The 19,038-nt window shown below is 72.6% G+C and carries 15 protein-coding genes; 5 read left to right on the forward strand and 10 right to left on the reverse strand.

Going from position 1 to position 19,038, the window contains the following annotated elements; translation table 11 throughout:
• Position 1: 1 nt before the first annotated feature.
• The 7 genes from ACQPY0_RS51580 to ACQPY0_RS51610 form a co-directional block, all read right to left on the reverse strand.
• Entirely contained in the window at positions 2-859 is an 858-nt protein-coding gene (locus ACQPY0_RS51580) for a CheR family methyltransferase (RefSeq protein WP_432978830.1), read from the reverse strand.
• Complete coding sequence (locus ACQPY0_RS51585) at positions 856-2,037, reverse strand: protein-glutamate methylesterase/protein-glutamine glutaminase (protein ID WP_432978833.1); 1,182 nt, start codon at positions 2,035-2,037, stop codon at positions 856-858. Before ACQPY0_RS51585 ends, ACQPY0_RS51580 begins: the two co-directional genes overlap by 4 nt.
• 182 nt (positions 2,038-2,219) lie before the next feature.
• Positions 2,220-2,882: a hypothetical protein gene (locus ACQPY0_RS51590; RefSeq protein ID WP_432978836.1), complete on the reverse strand. Its 663-nt coding sequence runs from the start codon at positions 2,880-2,882 to the stop codon at positions 2,220-2,222.
• Between the two features lie 362 nt (positions 2,883-3,244).
• On the reverse strand, positions 3,245-4,786 hold the full coding sequence (locus tag ACQPY0_RS51595) for a methyl-accepting chemotaxis protein (protein ID WP_432978839.1): 1,542 nt from the start codon (positions 4,784-4,786) through the stop codon (positions 3,245-3,247).
• Between the two features lie 3 nt (positions 4,787-4,789).
• A complete protein-coding gene (locus ACQPY0_RS51600) occupies positions 4,790-5,242 on the reverse strand; it encodes a chemotaxis protein CheW (RefSeq protein ID WP_432978842.1) in 453 nt (150 codons plus the stop codon).
• Between the two features lie 3 nt (positions 5,243-5,245).
• The gene (locus tag ACQPY0_RS51605) at positions 5,246-7,714 is read right to left on the reverse strand and encodes a chemotaxis protein CheW (RefSeq protein ID WP_432978845.1); all 2,469 of its coding nucleotides are present in this window, start codon (positions 7,712-7,714) and stop codon (positions 5,246-5,248) included.
• 151 nt (positions 7,715-7,865) lie between these two features.
• Positions 7,866-8,534, reverse strand: a complete 669-nt coding sequence (locus ACQPY0_RS51610) for a class E sortase (protein WP_432978848.1) — start codon at positions 8,532-8,534, stop codon at positions 7,866-7,868.
• 173 nt (positions 8,535-8,707) lie between these two features.
• Here ACQPY0_RS51610 and ACQPY0_RS51615 point away from each other — a divergent pair, with 173 nt between their 5' ends.
• Positions 8,708-10,912, forward strand: coding sequence for a putative bifunctional diguanylate cyclase/phosphodiesterase (locus tag ACQPY0_RS51615; protein WP_432978851.1), 2,205 nt, complete (start codon positions 8,708-8,710; stop codon positions 10,910-10,912).
• Here ACQPY0_RS51615 and ACQPY0_RS51620 read toward each other — a convergent pair.
• On the reverse strand, positions 10,909-11,388 hold the full coding sequence (locus ACQPY0_RS51620) for an LNS2 domain-containing protein (protein WP_432978854.1): 480 nt from the start codon (positions 11,386-11,388) through the stop codon (positions 10,909-10,911). The two genes, ACQPY0_RS51615 and ACQPY0_RS51620, sit on opposite strands and share 4 nt — an antisense overlap.
• Positions 11,389-11,502: 114 nt before the next feature.
• Here ACQPY0_RS51620 and ACQPY0_RS51625 point away from each other — a divergent pair, with 114 nt between their 5' ends.
• The 4 genes from ACQPY0_RS51625 to ACQPY0_RS51640 all read left to right on the forward strand — a co-directional run bounded on the left by ACQPY0_RS51625 (position 11,503) and on the right by ACQPY0_RS51640 (position 16,918).
• Positions 11,503-13,128, forward strand: coding sequence for a S8 family serine peptidase (locus ACQPY0_RS51625; protein WP_432978857.1), 1,626 nt, complete (start codon positions 11,503-11,505; stop codon positions 13,126-13,128).
• 43 nt (positions 13,129-13,171) lie between these two features.
• The gene (locus ACQPY0_RS51630; protein ID WP_432978860.1) at positions 13,172-14,626 is read left to right on the forward strand and encodes an RtcB family protein; all 1,455 of its coding nucleotides are present in this window, start codon (positions 13,172-13,174) and stop codon (positions 14,624-14,626) included.
• 923 nt (positions 14,627-15,549) lie between these two features.
• Entirely contained in the window at positions 15,550-15,813 is a 264-nt protein-coding gene (locus ACQPY0_RS51635; RefSeq protein ID WP_432978863.1) for a hypothetical protein, read from the forward strand.
• Between the two features lie 859 nt (positions 15,814-16,672).
• The gene (locus ACQPY0_RS51640) at positions 16,673-16,918 is read left to right on the forward strand and encodes a hypothetical protein (RefSeq protein ID WP_432978866.1); all 246 of its coding nucleotides are present in this window, start codon (positions 16,673-16,675) and stop codon (positions 16,916-16,918) included.
• A 124-nt stretch (positions 16,919-17,042) separates the two neighbouring features.
• On the opposite strand, the gene ACQPY0_RS51645 is transcribed toward ACQPY0_RS51640, so the two are convergent.
• Positions 17,043-17,768, reverse strand: a complete 726-nt coding sequence (locus ACQPY0_RS51645) for a GAF and ANTAR domain-containing protein (protein WP_432978869.1) — start codon at positions 17,766-17,768, stop codon at positions 17,043-17,045.
• A 49-nt stretch (positions 17,769-17,817) separates the two neighbouring features.
• Positions 17,818-18,963, reverse strand: a complete 1,146-nt coding sequence (locus ACQPY0_RS51650) for a SigB/SigF/SigG family RNA polymerase sigma factor (protein WP_432978872.1) — start codon at positions 18,961-18,963, stop codon at positions 17,818-17,820.
• Positions 18,964-19,038 lie beyond the last annotated feature (75 nt).

Here is a 19,038-nt window from a genome sequence, read left to right on the forward strand (position 1 = left end):
TTCACCCCTTTCCTACAGCGCTCATGGGGGTGGCGGCCTTGCCGGCCGCCCGGAGTTTGTATGCGGACGTCCGGCCGGCGACCACCCGCTCGAACCTGTCGTCGATGCCGATAGTTGTCTCGGCGGAGCCGAGGAACAGCCAGCCGTCCGGGCGCAGGGTCCCGGCGACGCGCTGCAGCACGCTCCGCTTGGTCTGGACATCGAAGTAGATCAGCACGTTGCGGATGAACACGATGTCGAACGGCCCCATCGGCGGGAACGGCGCCGCCAGGTTGAGCCGGCGGAACGACACGCTCTTGCGCAGCGCCGCGGTGACCTTCCAGTGCGCGCCGTTGCGCTCGAAGTGCTTGACCAGCAGCGGCGCCGGCAGGCCCCGGTTCACCTCGAGCTGCGTGTACTGCCCCGCCTCGGCCCGGGTCAGCATCTCGGTGGAGATGTCGGTGCCGACGATGTCGTAGGTCCAGCCCGGCGGCAGGTTGTCCTGCAGCACCATGGCCAGCGTGTACGGCTCCTGCCCGCTCGAGCTCGCCGCCGACCAGACCTTGATCGTCCGGGCGGCGGCCCGGCGTTGCAGCAGGTCCGGCAGCACCGTGTCGACGAGCTGCTTGAACGGTTCGCCGTCGCGGAAGAACGAGGTCTCGTTGGTGGTGAGCGCGTCGACGATCTTCGCGTGGATCTCCGAGTTCGGCTTCTGCTGCGCGCGGTTGACGAACTCCGAGACGCTCGGCAGGCCCGACTGGCGGGCCAGCGGCAGCAGCCGTGCCTCGACCAGGTACTCCTTGCCGGCTTCCAGCACGATCGCCGCGTCCCGCCGGACGAGGCCGGCGATGAAGGCGAACTCCTGGGCGGTCAAGGTCATCGGGTCACCTCCATGGACTTCGCGCCGCGGCCACCTGCGGTACGGCTGATGAGATGATTCGCGATATCGCCGAGCGGCAGCACGGCGTGCGCGAGGCCGGCCTGCGTCACCGCGCCCGGCATACCCCAGACGACCGAGGTCGCCTCGTCCTGCGCCACGATCTCGGCCCCCGCCGAACGCAACTGCTCCGCCCCGCGCTTGCCGTCCTGGCCCATGCCGGTCAGGACGATCGCCAGCGTCGCGCCGCCGTACACGCGCGCCACCGACCGGAAGAGCACGTCCACGGCCGGCCGGCAGAAGTTCTCCGGCGGCCCGGTGTTGAGCTTGGTCACCACCTCGGTCCCGCGCCGGTGCACCTCCAGATGGAAGTCGCCCGGCGCGATGTACACCGTCCCCGGCCGCACCACCATGTCCCCGGTCGCCTCCACCACGGTGACGGCGGCGGTACGGTCGAGCCGGTCGGCGAACATCTTGGTGAACACGGGCGGCATGTGCTGCACGACCACCACCGGCACCGGCAGGCTCGCCGGCAGCGCCCGCACCACCGACGTGAGCGCGTCCGGCCCGCCCGTCGAGCACCCGATCGCGACGACCTCGATCGCCCCGCCCCGCGGCACGGCCCGGATCGGCGCGACGGCCGGCCCGTTCGGCGGTACGTTCGGCGGTCGCACCACACCCGGCAGCGCACTGCCGCCCGGCGGCCGGGTCAGCGACGGCGCGGGCGCGTGGTTGGGCCCGCCCAGCGGCCGCGGCGGCGCGGCGAGCGCCCCGCGGCGCCCGCCGGCGAGCGCGTGAATGCGGGGAATGATCTGCTCGCGGACGCTGCGGATGCTCTCGGCGACGCTGCCGACGTTGGCCGGCTTGGTCACGTAGTCGCTGGCCCCCGCGGAGAGCGCGTCGAGCGTGGCGGTCGCCCCGGCCGCGGTGAGCGTGGAGAACATGATCACCGGCAGCCGCGCGTACTTGGCCCGGATCGCCCGCATGGTCTGCAGCCCGTCCATGATGGGCATCTCGATGTCGAGCGTGACGAGGTCGGGCCGCAGCTGCTCGATCTTGGTCATCGCGACCTTGCCGTTGGGTGCCGTACCGACGACCCGAATCTCCGGGTCGTCGCCGAGGGCGTCGGTGATCAGACGCCGGACGACGACCGAGTCGTCCACGACCAGAACCGAGATCACGCGCCCTGCCTCCAGCACCGGGGGGCCCGCGGCAACAGCGAGTCCCATCACGTTCCAGCGGGCTAATCGGCGCGGCGTCGGGCGCGGATAAGGGAAATCGCCAAAGAACCGCCTCGGCCCGGACTATTCCGGACAGAGCACGAGCATCTCCCGGACGGGGAGGTACTCGTGGACATCGCCTGTCAGGCGGCGAGGGGGCCCAGGGCGGTGAAGTACGGGTCGAGCAGGCGCCGCGCGGTGGCGGAGTCCAGCAGGTCGCGCACCATCAGGGCCTGGACCGCGCCGCTGAGCAGGTTCCAGACGCCGCCCGCGCGGTCGGCCACCGGGACGCCCGAGCGGTCCAGGGCCTGCACCAGCATGAGCTGGGCGGCGGCGCCGGAGCGGACGCGGCCCGACAGGAACACCGCCCACGACGCCGAGTGCACCGCGGGGGCCCAGTCGGACAGGCCGGGGCGGGCGCTGTCGGTGACCTTGTTCAGGCTCCGCATGTCCGACGAGGTCAGGGTGCCCACGCGCGAGAGCAGCCGGTGCACGTCGGCGGCCTGCGGCCCCAGGTCGTGCTCGCGCTCGGCCAGGTTGCGCAGCGCCGACGTCCACGGGGCCGACAGGCGGCGGCGGGACTCGTCCGAGAGCAGTTCGCGCAGGTAGGCGGCGGCCGCGGCGTCGGACAGGACGCCCGTGGCCTTGCTCGCGACCGGGCTCTGGCGCTGGCGCGGGGTGCGGGCGTGCGGGGCCGGCATCGTGGACTGCTGCGCCGGGCGCTTGCCCCAGGTCCAGTCCAGCACGTCGTACCGCAGGCAGTGCAGCAGGCCGTCGAGGGTCCCCAGCGGGGCGCGTTCGATCACGGTCAGCGTGCCCGCGTCCGCGGCGTTGGCGCGGCGCTGCTGGGCCGCGGCGTCGACGTCGCGCCACAGGTCGACGCGGTCCCAGTCGTCGTCGGACCGGGCCGCGGCGATGGCCGGAAGGTCACTCTGCGTAATTGATAGACCACGGAGCAGTACATCGGCCGCGGCCGATCCGCCCTGCAGACGGGAGAGGTCGAAGCCGAGAACAGGGGCGCTAACCAGGCTGTACATGGCAACTAGTCTGCAACGCACCTGCACCTCGGTCTGTCCACCGAAAGGGCCGGGGGCGGCGCCGGCCGGCAGGCCGGCACCGCCCCCGCGATGTCATCCCGCTTTTCGCCTAGAGCGTTGACCAAGTGGCTCTAGATCCGGAACCTCGCGACAAGGGCCCGCATCTCGCTGGACATCCGGGACAGATCGGACGCCGCGCGCTGTGCCTCGGACACGTTGCGTGACGTGTTCTGCGTCGCCGTGGCCACCGTCGAGACGTTGTTGGCGATCTCGGCGGAGCCGGTCGCGGCCTCGGCGACGCTGCGGTTCATCTCGTTGGTCGTCGCCGTCTGCTCCTCCACCGCGGAGGCGATGGTGAGCTGGTAGTCGTTGATCCGGGAGATGATCTGCCCGATCTCGCCGATCGCGGCGACCGCGCCGGTGGTGTCGGCCTGGATCGCCTCGACGCGCCGGGAGATGTCCTCGGTCGCCCGCGCGGTCTCCTGCGCCAGCTCCTTGACCTCGTTCGCGACGACCGCGAAGCCCTTGCCCGCCTCGCCGGCCCGGGCCGCCTCGATGGTCGCGTTCAGCGCGAGCAGGTTGGTCTGCTCGGCGATCGAGGTGATCACCTTGACCACGTTGCCGATCTCGGTCGAGGACTCCCCCAGCCGGCTCACCGCCTGGTTGGTCGACTCGGCCGCCATGACCGCCTGGGAGGCGACCTTCGCCGCCTCGCTCGCGTTCTGCGCGATCTCGCGGATCGACACGCCCATCTCGTCGGCGCCGGCCGCCACCGTCTGCACGTTGCGCGAGACCTCCTCGGCCGCGAGCGCGACCACGCCGGCCTGGTCGCTCGCCTCGCCGGTCCCGGAGGCGATCTGCGCGCTGATGCCGGTGAGCTGCTCGGCCGACGCGGCCAGCGACGTGGCCGTGTGGTCCATCGTCTGCACCGTGACGCGCATGCTGTCCGTCGCCCGGTTCAGCGCCGCGGCCATCACGCCGACCTCGTCGGTGGAGCGCACCTCGACCTTGGTGCTCAGGTCGCCCTCGGCCACCGCGCCGAGCACGTCGGAGACCCGCCGCAGCGGGCCGACCACGAGCGCGGTGACCCACAACCCGATGCCGAACGCGGCGATCAGCCCTACCACGGCCGCCGTGATCATGAGCATGCGGCTGGTCCGGTAGTCGTCCTCGGCGCTGGCCCGCCACTGCTCCGCCTCGGCCACGTCCTCGGCCTGGAGCCGGCCGATGGTGTCGGCTGCCTTGGTGATCTGCGGCTGGCCCTGGGCCAGCATGATCTGGACATACTGGTCGATCCGGCCGGCGGCCGCCGCCTTGGCCGCCTCGCCGTCGCGCACCGCCGCGTACTTCGACACCGCGTCCTCGAGCGCGGCGAGCTCGTCGTCGTGCCCGCTCGCGGCGCCCGCGCGGTACCGGCTGATCGCGTCGGACAGCCCGGCCGACGCGCTCTTCTGCTGGTCGGGGCTCAGCGCGCCAAGAATGTTGGCCAGCCCCTGCCGCATGTCCGCCAGGGCCACGAACTGCGTGTTCTTGGCGGTGAACTGCCGCATGGTGTCGTTGGCGCCGCTCAGCGACTTCAGGCCGAAGAACGTGATCACGAGCGAGACGGCGGAGGCGACCGCGATCGCCGTGAGTACCTTCGCCCGGACACTGCGGTTGGTGAACCAGCTCATGGACTATTCCTCGCGGTTGGTGCCGGGCGGGTTGGTGTTGACGGCCTTGGTGGTGTCGAGCGCGAGCATCAGGCGGCCGTCGAGCTTGAACGCGCCGGTGATCAGGTGGCGGGCGCGGCCCTGCAGGGTGTCCGGCGGCGGCTCGAAGGTGTCGTCCTGCAGCGTCACGACCTCGCCGATCCGGTCGACGAGCAGCGACACGGACTCCTCGTCGGTCTTGACGATGACGTTCATCGCCGGCTCCGCGCTCTTGGTGCGCGGCGGCAGGCCGAGCTGGACGCGCAGGTCCACCGCGGCGATGACCTGGCCGCGCAGGTTGAACAGGCCGCCGACGGACTCCGGGGCGAGCGGCACGGGGGTGTACTGGTCGAAGGAGAGGACCTCCTGGACCTTGGCGACGTCGAGGCCGAAGAGCTGGTCGGCGACCTCGAAGGTGGCGTACTGGCGGCTGGCCATGGCTCAGGCTCCGGCGGGCTGGTAGGTGTAGTCGGCCTCAGCACCGGCCTGGTAGGGGTCGTGCTGCTCGTACGGGTCGGGGTCGATCGAGGTGTGGAACATCGGGTCGGCGGCGAGGATGGCCCGCCGCACGTCCAGCAGCTCGGTGACGCGCTGCTGGATGACGGCCGAGCCGAGCAGGCCGTCCTCGCCGAAGTCGCGCTTGGAGTCGTCCAGGCCCTCCTCGACGATGTCGATGATCTTCTCCACGGCGAGGGCGACCGAGCGGCCCTTCTCGGTGTAGACGACCACCGGGACCGTCGGGCCGGGCTCCGTCTCGTAGGCGCCGAGCAGGTGCGACAGGCGCAGGACCGGCAGGATCTGGTCGCGGTACTGCACGACCTCCCGGCTGCCGGTGCGCTCGATGCGCTCGACCGGGAACTCCTCCAGCCGGGTGACCATGTCCAGCGGGATCGCCACCCGCCGGTCGCCGACACCGGCGATGAGCAGCCGGTCGGCGTTGCCCCCGCCGCGGCGCACGGTCGTCTCGGCGGTCTCGCGCTCGGCGCCGGCGGCGGCCAGATGGGCGCGGCGGGCCAGCGAGGCGACGTCGAGGATGAGCGCGACGCGCCCGTCGCCGAGCAGGGTGGCCCCGGCATAGACCCCGATGTCCTTGAACCGCGAGGTCAGCGGCTTGACCACGACCTCCTCGGTGTTGAGCACGCGGTCGACGACGAGGCCGAAGCGCTTGCCCTCGGCCTGCAGCACGGCCACGTACACGTCCGTGTCGTGCTCGCCGTCGCGGGCCAGGCCCAGGGTGTCGTCGAGGTACACCAGCGGCAGCAGCTTGCCCCGCAGCCGGTACACCGGCGCGCCCATCGCGTGCTCGACCACCCGGCCGGACTGCCCGTCGAGGTAGACCAGTTCGTGGACGGCGACCTGCGGGATGACGTACCGCTCCTGCCCGCACTCGATCGTCAGCGCCTGGATGATGGCGAGCGTCAGCGGGATCGTGAGCCGCCAGGTGGTGCCCTTGCCGACCACCGAGTCGACGTCGACGGCGCCGCCGATGCGCTCGATGTTCGTCTTCACCACGTCCATGCCCACACCGCGGCCGGAGACGTTCGTGACGGCCTTGGCGGTGGAGAAGCCGGGCTTGAAGACCAGGCCGAGGATCTCGCGCCGGTCCATCGTGGCGAGCTGGTCGCGCGAGACGATGCCCTTCTCCACGGCGATCCGGGCAATCTTGTCGGGGTCGATGCCGGAGCCGTCGTCGCGCACCTCGACGATGACGTGCCCGCCCTCGTGGTACGCGCGCAGGGTCAGCGTCCCCTCGGCCGGCTTGCCGGCCGCCACGCGGTCGTCGGGCGTCTCGATGCCGTGGTCGACGGCGTTGCGCACGAGGTGCGTCAGCGGGTCCTTCACCGCCTCCAGCAGCGACCGGTCGAGCTCGGTCTCCTTGCCCTCCTGGGCGAGCTTGATCTGCTTGCCGAACGTCGAGGAGAGGTCCCGCACGACCCGCGGCAGTTTCGACCAGAGGTGGTCGATCGCCTGCATGCGGGTCTTCATCACCGATTCCTGCAGCTCGGAGGTGATGAGGTTGAGCCGCTGGCCGGTGCGGGTCATGCCGGGGTCGGAGACGGCGCCGATCGCGCGGACCAGCTGGTTGCGGGTCAGCACCAGCTCGCCGACGAGGTTCATGAGCTTGTCGAGCAGGTCGACGTCGACGCGGATGGACTGGTCGGCGACGCTGCGGCGGGAGACGGCGTCGTCGCCGCCCTCGGCCGCGGGCCCCGCGGCCGGGCGCGCCGGAGCTGGGGACGCCGCCGGGGCGGGCTCGGCGGCCGGCGGCGGGGTGGCGGCGGCCGGGGCCGGGGCCGGGGCGGGCGGCGCGGGAGCCGCGGGTGGCGGGGCGGCGGCCGGCGGGGCCGGCTCGACGGGCGCCGGGGTCTCGACCACCGCGATGACGGGCTCGACCACGACCACCTCGGCCGGGGGTTCGACGACGATGACCGGTTCGGCCGGCGGGGCCGCGGCGGCGGGAGCAGCCGGAGGGGCCGGGGCGGCGGGAGCAGCGGCAGCGGCCGCAGCGGCGGGCCGGGCGGCGTCGTCGGTGATGCAGGCGTTGACCGCGGCGACCACCTCGGAGTCGTCGCCCGGCAGCTCCTGGCCGTTCTCCTCGATCTCGGAGAGCAGCCCGCGAACCGTGTCGACCATGCGCAGCAGCGCGTCGGTGGTGGCCGGGGTCATCCCCTGGGCGCCGTCGCGCAGACGGGACAGCAGCGACTCGCCGACGTGCGTCACCCGCTCCAGGCGGTTGAAGGCCAGGAAGCCCGAGGTGCCCTTGATCGTGTGGATCGTCCGGAAGATCGAGGAGAGCAGGTCGCGCGAGCCCGGCTGGGCCTCGAGCGCGACCAGGTCCCGGTCCAGCTGGTCGAGGTTCTCGTGGGACTCCACGAGAAACTCCTGGACAATGTCACCCAACTCGCTCACGGCCAGGCGCTCCTTTCGGCCCCTCAGTGGGGACACAACCACGCATCGGGACGAACCCCGCGGCCCGCACCCACTGGACCTCATCGGCACCCACGGTGGCCGGTAAAGGAGATTCGCGGCGCCCGGGTGACAACACGAGCACGCAGTGTGATCAGGCCAGTTCCACCGGGCGTGGGCCGGTGCGCGGGTCGCGGCGCACGAGCGTCGCCTGGCGGATGAGGCGGCGGGCGGTGCTCAGCCGCGGCTCGCAGGTGACCAGGGTCAGCAGCGGGCCGGCCCCGGGCGGCGGCGGGCCGAGCACCGCGTTCTCCTCGGGTCGCACGACGCGGGCCTCCATGACCCGGTACACGAACCAGGTGTCGCTGGTCTCCAGCACCACCGGGTCGCCGATGCCGAGCCGGTCGAGGTCCCAGAACACGCCGGGCAGCCGCTCCCCCGCGATGCCGGTGTTGCCCGCCGCCCCGATCGGCGCGGTGCCGGGGATGTAGCCGGGGCCGAGCCGCAGGTCCGCCGCGCTCACCCCGCCGAGCACGACGAGGTCGGCCTCGATCGTGGGCAGGTGCAGGCGTGCCACCGGGCCGGCGAAGGCCCCGGTCACGGGATCCCCGCCGAGCGGCATACGGGCCGGGCCCCGGTCGAAGACTTCCGGAATCCCGCCGCGGCCGGCCGCCCACTGCTCGTCCAGGTGCTGGGAGAGCCGATGCTGGGCGGAGCGGACCTCACGGGTGCGCCCCCACCAGTCCCCCGCCGCCGTCGCACCCAGCGCGACGCTGGCGAGCAGCAGCAGTACCGCGGCGACCCAGAGCCAGCGGATCCGCATAAAAGCACTATAAGCGGATCAACACCACCGAACGGTGGCCGAACAGGTAAGGTCGCCCGCAGCGAATCGCGCCCAGCACGGCACCGTGGCGGCCAGAGTGACCCGGCGGCGCTGATCCGGCTTGTATCCCGTCGCGCACCCGGGCCGCACTGCCCGTCCCGCTGAATGGCTATGTGCGAATCTGGCTCTGGTTCCTCGCCGGCGCCGTCGTCCTGTCGGCGCTGGCGACGGCCATCTCACCCGACGGGCACGGCGCGCTGAACCTCGCGCTCCTGCTCGGCTGCATCGTCGTGGCCGGCGTCGCCCTGCATCGGCACCGGCCGCAGCCGCGGGCGGCGTGGTGGCTGCTGCTGGCCGGCGTGGTGGTGCCGGCGGCGAGCACCTTCCCGCTGGGGCCGGTGGCGCTCGGGGCCGGGTACCTCTTCTGCCTCCCCCTCACCGCCGCCGGCCTGTGGCTCATCGCGCGGCGGCTACGCCCGTGGTCCGCGACGCGGATCCTCGACTCGGCGATCATCATGATCGGGATCGCGCAGCTGACGTGGGCGTTCGTGCTCGACCCGCTGCTGCACCGCACCGGCCTGAAGCCCCTGGACGCCCTGGGCGTGAGTCTCATCGCCGGGTGCGGCCTGGTGACCGTCGCGCTGCTGCTGCGGGTCGCCCTCGCCGTACGCCCGGGCACCGCCGCGCTGCTGCTGCTCGGCTCGAGCGCGACGACGGTGTTCGCGGACGCGTTCTACACCGTCAGCTACGTCGTCGGCCGCGGCTCGACCGTGACCGGCTGGTTCACCGCCGCCGGCTGGCTGATCCGGGCATCGCTGCTCACCGCGGCGGCGCTGCACCCCGGCGCGCGAACCGTGGCCCTGCGTCCGCGCAAGGCCGGCGACGACCGCGGCACGCCGATCGGCGGCTTCATCGCCCTGTCGCTGCTCGGCCCCGGACTGCTCGTGGCCGACCTCGTCGTGCACCGCGAGGCCGGCTCGTGGTGGCACGCGCTCGTGCCCGCCGTGCTCACCGGGGCCCTGATGGTCGCGATGGTGCTGCGCCTCGGCCGCGCGCTGCGTGACCGGGTCCGGCTGCAGCGGGAGCTCGCCTTCCGCGCCCAGCACGACGTGCTCACCGGCCTGGCCAACCGCGAGCTGTTCCGCAGCCGGCTGCAGGACGGGCTCGACACCGGCGGCGAGATCGGGCTGCTCATCATCGACCTCGACGGGTTCAAGGACGTCAACGACACCCTCGGCCATCCGGCCGGCGACGAGCTGCTGCTGACCGCGACGGCGCGGCTGCGCGCGGTCGCCGGCGCCGGCTCGGGCACCACCCTGCTGGCGCGCCTGGGGGGCGACGAGTTCGCCGTCATCTGCCCGCCGCAGGAGCTCGACGGGCTCGCCGCGGCGCTCGTGCGGGAGCTCGCGCTGCCCTACCGCGTGGCCGGCCGCGAGCAGCACATCAGCGCGAGCATCGGGGTGTACGCCGGAGCGCCCGCCAGCACCGGCGAGGCGCTGCAGAGCGCGGACATCGCCCTCTACGCGGCCAAGGAGGCCGGCCGGAACCGGGCCGTGCGCTACCACCCCGGCCTGCGCGAGGCGCAACTCGCGCACACCGCCCTGGCCGAGCAGCTCCGCGCCGCGGTCGAGGCCGGGACCGGCTTCGCCGTGCACTACCAGCCGGTCGTCGACGTCCACACCGGCCGCGTCACGGCGGTCGAGGCGCTGCTGCGCTTCACCGCGCCCGAGGGCGCCCCGGTCTCGCCGGCCGTGTTCGTCCCGGTCGCCGAGGAGATCGGGATCATCGGCCGGCTCGGCGCCTGGGTGCTCGAGCGGGCCTGCGCGGACGCGAAGGCCTGGCACGACGAGCACGGCATCTCGGTGACGGTGAACGTCTCGGGCCGCCAGCTGCGCAACCCGCGGTTCGCCGACGAGGTCCTGGCCGTGCTGCGCCGCACCGGCCTGCCCGGCGCCGCCCTGGTCCTGGAGATCACCGAGACGGTGCTGGTGACCGCGTCGCTGGAGGAGACCGAGGAGGTAAGCCGGCGCCTGGCGCGCCTGCGGGCGTTCGGCATCCGGATCGCCATCGACGACTTCGGCACCGGCTACTCGTCGCTGGCCTACCTGCGCACGCTGCCGCTGGACGTGCTGAAGATCGACCGGGCCTTCGTGAACCGCATCGAGGAGCGGCAGGACAAGGCGCTGTTCCGGGCCGTGGTCGAGCTGGCCCGCAGCATGTACCTCCAGCCGGTCGCCGAGGGCGTGGAGACCCCGGGGCAGGCGGCGGTACTGCGAGAGCTGGACTGTGGCCTGGCGCAGGGTTTCCTCTTCGCCCGGCCCCTGCCCGGCCCGGCCCTGACCGCCCTGCTCGCACAGCCGCGGGTGCCGGCCGCTTAGGTGCGGCCCTCCTGCTCCTGGGCACTCCGCAGTGTCTTGGAGTGCAGGACCCAGTCGGCCAGGCGCACGGGATAGCGCAGGCCCCGCAGCCGCTCCACCACCTCGGGGTCGTCGTCGACGACGATCTCGACCCGCGACTCCCTCGCCATCCGGGCGAGCTGGCGGGCCTTGAACTCGCGCGCCGGGCGCCGGTCGTTCGCGGGGCGCATGAACAGCAGCTCGGCCGGCAGCTCCGCCGTGCGCAGCCAGGCCACGGTGACCTCGCGCAGATACTCGGGCCGGCCCGTGAGCCACACGAGCACGTGGTTCGCCGCGTACTCGCGGGCGAGCGCCACGCCGTCGGCGAGCACCGGGTCGTCGCCGGCGGCGGCGAAGAAGCGGCCCCAGTCCTTCGGGCGGCGCTCGAGGTATCGCAGCCGATGCCGCACGTCCGCGACCACCCCATCGATATCGAACACCGCCAGCGAGTCCTCCATGTCCCCCAGTCTGGCGCAACCTTCAGGCAACCGGACGACGACCCGACACCGCACCCCGCGCTGCCGAACCTGGAACGGCACCCATCCGCTGTCCACCGAATGGAGTTCCGGCCCATGCGAGCGCTCCTCCGTACGACCCTGATCGCGGCCGCGGCCACCGCCGGCCTGGTCGGCGCCGGCACGCCCGCCCTGGCCGCGCCCGAGGGGACGATCCTCGGCGCGAACGAGGCCGGGACCATCCGCGACCGGTACATCGTGGTGTTCAAGGACTCGGTGGCGCCCGACACCACGGCGGACGACGCGAGCCGGCTCGCCGCGCGGTTCGGCGGCTCGGTGCGCCGCTCGTTCAGCGCCACAATCAAGGGCTTCTCGGCGCAGCTGACCGAGAAAGCGGCCCGGCGCCTGGCGGCCAGTCCGCTCGTCGAGTACGTCCAGCAGGACAAGACCGTCCGGGTCGCCGACACCGAGTCGAATGCGCCGTGGGGCCTGGACCGCATCGACCAGCAGTACCGGCCGCTCGACGGCGCGTACACCTACGCCTCCACCGCGCCCGGCGTCACCGCGTACATTCTCGACACCGGCGTCCGCCTCACGCACAGCGACTTCGGCGGCCGGGCCCGCTCCGGCTACGACTTCGTCGACAACGACACCGACGCGAGCGACTGCCACGGCCACGGCACCCACGTCGCCGGCACGGTCGGCGGCGCCACCTACGGCGTGGCCAAAAACGTGTCCCTGGTGAGCGTGCGGGTCCTCGGCTGCGACGGCGCCGGCAGCTACTCCGGCATCATCGCCGGCATCGACTGGATCACCGCCAACGCCCAGAAGCCGGCCGTGGTGAACATGAGCCTCGGCGGCGAGGCGGACGGCTCGGTCGACCAGGCCGTGCGCGAGTCGATCGCCTCCGGCATCACGTACGCGGTCGCGGCCGGCAACTCCGGCGCCGACGCGTGCGGCGCCTCCCCGGCCCGGGTCGCCGACGCGATCACGGTCGGCGCGAGCGACCGGAACGACGCCCGCGCCTCGTTCTCCAACTACGGCTCGTGCCTGGACATCTTCGCGCCGGGCGTGGCCATCGCCAGCGCCGGCAAGGACTCCGACACCGCGAGCACGGTCATGAGCGGCACGTCGATGGCCGCCCCGCACGTCGCCGGCGCGGCCGCGCTCTACCTCTCCGCGCACCCGTCGGCCACCCCGCAGCAGGTCCGCGACGCGCTGGTTTCCGGCGCGGTGGACAACATCGTGACGAACCCGGGCTCCGGCTCCCCGAACCGCCTGCTGGACACCGCCGGCCTCACGACCGCGCCGACGCCGGAGAGCACCCCGGCCGCCCCAGCCGCCCCGCCCGCCCCGACGACGATCCCGGTCGCCACCGCGCCGGTGGTGACCGCCCCCTGCAACGTGCGCTCCAACGGCACCGACGTGGCGATCCGCGACCGCGGCACCGTGGTCTCGGCGGTGGCGGTCACCGCGTGCGCCGGCAAGGCCTCGCGGGCGGCGAAGGTCGAGGTGCACGTGGCGTACCCGAAGCGCGGCGACCTGACCGTCGAGCTGATCGCCCCGAACGGCTCGGTGAAGAGGCTCAAGAGCGCCAACAAGCGCGACAAGGCCGTGAACCTCAACGCGGTGTACACCGTGAACCTGTCGAAGTACAACCGCAACGGCGTGTGGAAGATCCGCGTCCGCGACACCGCCCGGGGCGGCGCCGGCACCCTGGACAGCTGGACGCTCACGGTCTAATTCGATCGCCGTCGTCGTCCCCCGGCCCTACCCTCGGGGGACGATGACGAAGCGCAGCGACCCCCGGCTCGTCCGGCTCGACGATTCCTGGACCGCCCTGCCCAACCCGTACGACATCCCGGTCGAGCTCTGCGCCGGCCCCGGCGTCCCCATCGAGCCGGCCGCCCTCGACGAGCTGCTGACGGTCCTCGACACCCAGCGCACCCTGGAGTCGCTCGCCGGGGACGGGGTGTCCCCGCGCATCGAGCGCGTCGTGTGCACTCCCGACTTCCACAAGGGCGCCGGCATCCCGATCGGCACCGTCCTTTCCACCTCCGGCGCGCTCGTGCCACAGGCGGTCGGCAACGACATCAACTGCGGCATGCGGGTCGAGGCCACGTCGCTCGACGTCGAGCAGGTCCGCCCGCGCCTGGACGAGCTCGAACGCCGCCTGCGCCACCTGTTCTTCGAGGGCGGCCGGCACATCGGCCTCACCCCCGCCCAGCGCGAGGGCCTCCTGCGCGAGGGGCTGCCCGGCCTGCTCGCCGAGGGCCCGCTAGAGCACCACGTGCGCGACGCCGACCGCCTCCACGCCGGCGCCTTCCCCGCCGCCTCCGCCGAGGAGTTCCGCGACTGGGTCAACAGCGGCGGCGGCACCAGCTACGATTCGATCATCGGCGGCGTCGGCGGCGGCAACCACTTCGCGGAGCTGCAATACGTCGCCGCGATCCACGACGGCCCGACCGCCTACGCCTGGGGCCTCACCCCCGGCCGGGTCGTGACGATGGTGCACAGCGGCTCGCTCTCCCTGGGCCACCAGGCCGGCGCGACGGGCCGGCACCTGGCCCGCCGCGAGTGGCCGCCAACCCTGCCCCTCCCGGCGAACGGCATCCTGCCGTTGCCGATCACGGAGCGGACGAGCAAGAGCCGGCAGCGGTACCTGACCGCCTTCGCGAACGCCGCGAACTTCGCGATCGGCAACCGGTACTTCCTGTCGCTCATGATGCGCACCGGCCTGACCGCGGCCGTGGGCGAACTGGACGCCCGTCTGGTGTACGACGCCCCCCACAACCTCCTCTGGCCCGGCGACGACGGAGCCGTCCTGCACCGCAAGGGCGCCACCCCCGCGGGCCTGTCCGCCGACGGATGGGGCGAGCCCGTGATCGTGCCCGGCTCCATGGGAGCACCGAGCTACCTCCTCCGGGGCCTGGGCAACCCAAGAGCCCTGAACAGCGCCTGCCACGGCGCCGGCCGAAGCGTGCCCAGGGGCGCGGCCGCGCGGGCCGGCGACGCGGAGCTGGACGAGTTCCTGCGCGAGTTCCGGGTGGTGACCCCGCTGAACCATCGCGACCCAACGGTGGCAGCCCGCCGCGACGTAATCTCGGCCTGGCGACGCGACCTGAAGCAGGAGGCGCCCTGGGCCTACAAGGAGGTCCGCCCCGTGGTGGACAGCCTGCGCAAGGCCGCAGTGGCCGAGCCAGTAGCCGAGCTACGCCCTTTGCTGACCGTAAAAGGCTGATTCGCCCCGATAAACGAGGCACGCCACTGTCACAACTTATCGCATTTATACCCCGTCGCCCGACACGCGAACTCCAGTCCCGTTTACGAACAATTCGGAACCCGCCACCACGACTTTCAGCCCCGCCAATAGCCGCCACCCCCGTCTCTTGACCCCCTGCAGTTACGCTCCGCGCGCCCCGACGGTCGACAAATACAACAGACCACAAGAGCGCCCCTCCGCACCCAAGCACCCCGAGCCGCGCCAACGGCCATGGTGATGCCGCCACGGCCACGGACAAGCCGCGCCAGGACGAAGCACCGAGGCGACCACACAACGAGGTCCCCGTCACTCGACCTACCCCCGCCCGCCAGCAAGCGGATGCCCAGACAGCAAGCCACCCGCTGCCGCACCACGACTGCTCGAACTCAACACATAGCAGGCGACGAACTCGCCCGCTCCGCGACGTGGAGCTCGACAACCAGGCCCCGCATGCGCGTGCCCGCCCGCCGGTACACCCGCGTCGCAGCAGTTCAAGCCGCGCAGCATGGCCAGGCCGGTGACGCCCCGGCGGCCGGCCCGGCAACCAGGGCAACGGCAGAGCCTCGACCCCGCCCGGCGACGACACCACGATCACGCCGGCGGCGACCGTGCCCCCACCCCTACTCGCCCCCTACCACCCGAGGCGGCGAACGCGGAGACCAACCGACCCGGGGCCAGCGAGCGGGATGTCGTCGTCGAGCCGCACGCCCCGCCACCGCCTTCAGGCCGCCGGACGGTCCAAGGCCACGGCCACGACCGGCGAGATTCGGTGCGCGGATGACAAGGCCGACACGGCCCAGGAGAACCAAACGGCGGCCGGCCCGAGGGCGGACTCAGCGGCGCCCAGGGCTGCGCCGGTGAGGCAGCTGGCCGACGGGTGGCGGGGACCAGGGCGGTGGCCGGTGGCGCAGCGTCGCCGGATCGGCTCGGCCGTTGCGGCAACGGCGATGACACAGCCTCGCCACAACGGCCCGGCCGGTGCGGCGGTGGTGGTGACGCCACGGATCGACACCACAACAACCGGACAGGCCTGGAAGGCGGCGGTTGAACCGGCCGGGGGCACGTTGACTCGACCGGCCGGGGGTGCGATGACGTCGGTGCATGCCGGGAACCCGACGGCGGCGAAGGCCTTGGCGAACGTTCTGGCGATGGCGCGCGGGACGTAGGCGGCGACGGTGACCTCGGCGACTGCGTACGAGATGTCGGCAGCGACGAGGGCTGCGCCGGTGAGGCGGCAAGGTCATGCGGGCGAGACAGCCAGGGCGAGGTGGACGCGGACAGATCGGAGCAAGTGCTGGGCGGGGTGGCCGACCGACGGGCGTCGGGCCGGAACCCCGGACCACGGGAGCCGGGCTCGGCCGGCCGACAGCCCAGGTTTGGCTGAACCGTCGGACGGCGGGAATCAGGCTGCGTGGCGGGACGGCGCGCGTCCGCCTGAGCCACCGGACCGCCGGAATCGGACCGGGCTGGCAGACAACCCGGATCGGGCTGAGCCGACGGACGGCGGGGACTGGGCTGGGTGGCCGACCGACGGGAGTCAGGCCGGAACCCCGGACCACGGGAGCCGGGCTCGGCCGGCCGACAGCCCAGGTTTGGCTGAACCGTCGGACGGCGGGAATCAGGCTGCGTGGCCGGACGGCGCGCGTCCGCCTGAGCCACCAGACCACCGGAATCGGACTGAGCCACCGGACGGCGGGAATCAGGCAGCGTGGCCGGACGGCGCGCGTCCGCCTGAGCCACCAGACCACCGGAATCGGACTGAGCTGGCAGACCGCGAAAGCCTGACTGAGCCATCTGACCGCCCGAATCGGGCTGGGCCGGCAGACAGCCCGGATCGGACTGAGCCGACGGACGGCGAGGACTGGACTGGGTGACCGAACGGCGAGAGTCGGCCCGAGTCACCGGACCGCGAAAGCCTGACTGAGCCACCTGACCGCCCGAATCGGGCTGGGCTGGGAGACGGCCCGGATCGGGCTGGGGCGCCAGAGAGCGACGGCGGGCGGCTCGGGCGTCCTGTTCGGCCCAATGAGCGCTGATCTCGGCGGTGCGAGCCTCGGCATCCAGACGGGCCAGCCGCTCGGCATGACGCGCCTCCAAACCACGACGGCGAGCCTCAGCAAACTCGGCCCGAACCGCACGACGACGAGCCACACGACGACGACTCTCGGCCAGCATCGCATCCAAGCGGCTACGCCACTCCGAATCGGTGATCCCGGTCAGCACCTCGCCCATGACAAGAACCTAGAACAGGGGTACGACAAAAACCCCTGACCAGCAGAAACGGAGCGACAGCACGGCCTTGGCCTACCGATATTCGCCCTTATGCCCCGTCAGGCGAAAAATCCGGATATGTCGCGGCGCGGCAGCGCCCGACATATCAGCCAAACGCCCAAGGTCAGGACGGCGGCGGGCTGACGCGGCGTTCGACCGTCTGGACCAGGCGTTCGGCGACCGCCGTCAGTGGCAGGTCGAGCCGCTGCGCCGTGCTGCGCAGCACCTCCAGCGCCGTCTCCGCCGAGCACGCGCGCTGGACCATCATGATGCCCACGGCGCGGTTGACCGTCTCGCCGTCGGCCAGTGCCTCGGCGAGCTCGGCGTGGACCCCGGCGCGGCGGCCGCGGTCGAGGACCGCCGACAGCAGCAGGCCCGCGTGCTCCGCCACCAGCATCGCGGTCAGGCCGACGTCGGTGGTGAAGCGCCGGGGGTCGGCGGCGTACACGGTCAGGGCGCCGATCGCATGCTCGTCGATGTCGACCGGCACCGCCAGCACCGCGTTGACGCCGGCCGAAAGCGCCCGGGCGCGCCAGCGCGGCCAGCGTACGTCGGCGGACAAATCGTCGCTCAGGATGAGGTCACGGGTACGGATCGCCTCCATGGACGGTCCGGTGCCGCTGTCGTACTGGCTGTCGAGCAGCGCCTCGGGCAGGCCCGCCGAGGCCGCCGCGGTGGACGGGCCGCCGGCGCGGACCAGCGTCACCGCACACCAGGATGCGCCCTCCACCACGTCGGCGGCGGTCTCGACGAGGTCCTCCAGCGCCTCGTCGAGGTCGTCGCTCGCGATCAGGCGGGCGGTCAGCTGGCGCAGTACGGCGGCGATCTCCACGGTGTGGAGGTCAGTCACGGCTCCCCCTTCGTCGAACCGGGGGCGTACTACCCGTCGCGCATCGAACTCAACCGTCCAGCAGCGCCCGCCGCAGCCCGTCGAGCGTCCGGCTGAGCAGCCGCGACACGTGCATCTGGGAGATGCCGAGGTCGGCGGCGATCTGGGCCTGGGTGCGGTTGCCGTAGAAGCGCAGGGAGAGTATCCGCCGCTCGCGCTCGGGGAGGCGGGCGATGAGCGGGCGGATCGCCTGGCGGAATTCGACGCCGTCGATGTCTCGGTCGTCGTCGCCGAGCACGTCGGCCAATGTCCCGGCGTCGTCGTCACCCCCCAGCGGGGCGAAGAGCGACACGGGACGGTACGCCGATGACGCCACCAGCGCCTCCAGCACCTGCTCCTCGTCGATGCCGAGGTGCTCGGCGACGTCCCTGGGGGTGGGCGAGCGGCCGAGGCGCTGCCCGAGCAGGTCGCGCACGCGGTTGATCTCGATGCGCAGCTCCTGCAGACGACGGGGGACGTGCACGCCCCAGCCCTTGTCCCGGAAGTACCGCTTGAGCTCCCCGACGATTGTCGGCGTGGCGTAGCCGCCGAAGTCGGTGCCGTAGTCCGGGTCGAAGCCCTCGATCGCCTTCATCAGCCCGAGCGCCGCCACCTGGCTCAGGTCCGCGGGCGACTCCCCCATCCCGTGGAAACGCCGGGCCAGCCGGTCGGCCAGCGGCAGGCTGTGCGCGACCGCCCGGTCCCGCAGCGCGCCCCGGCGCGGGTCGCCGCGGTCCATCGCCGCCGCTTGGCGCAGCAGCTCGTTGACGGTCGTCCACTGGCTCGGTGGCTCGGCCTCCTCATCGGCCGGCTCCTCGTGCACCGGCGGCGCGCCGGGCGGCGGATCGTCGTACGCCCGCAGCTGCTTCGCCGCCCCGATGATCTCCAGTACGTCCAGCACCAGGTCAGATGCGCCCGGAGCACGCAGCGCGCCGCCGCGCTCCTGGGCCTCGTTCTGCGCCCGCAGCAGCGTGTCCGCCGCCGCGCAGTCGAGCAGCCGCAGCCGCGACAGGTCCACGGTCAGGCTGAGCTGACCGGCGTCGAGCCGCCGCGACAGCGCGACCTGCAGCCCGACACTCGCCGCGTAGTCGAGGACCCCGGAAGGACGCAGAATCTCATCGTCGCCGTTCCGCCAGGTGTCCAGTTCGAGTACCGAATCCGTAGGCATTGTCTCCATGGCGGAGACTCCCCCTAATCTCCTCAGGCGGATTTGCTTTCCGGATCACTGTACGCACGATTTGCTGGCGTTTTT

Origin of the sequence: Dactylosporangium sp. CA-233914 (assembly GCF_050942935.1) — a bacterium.
Classification (GTDB): Bacteria; Actinomycetota; Actinomycetes; order Mycobacteriales; family Micromonosporaceae; genus Dactylosporangium.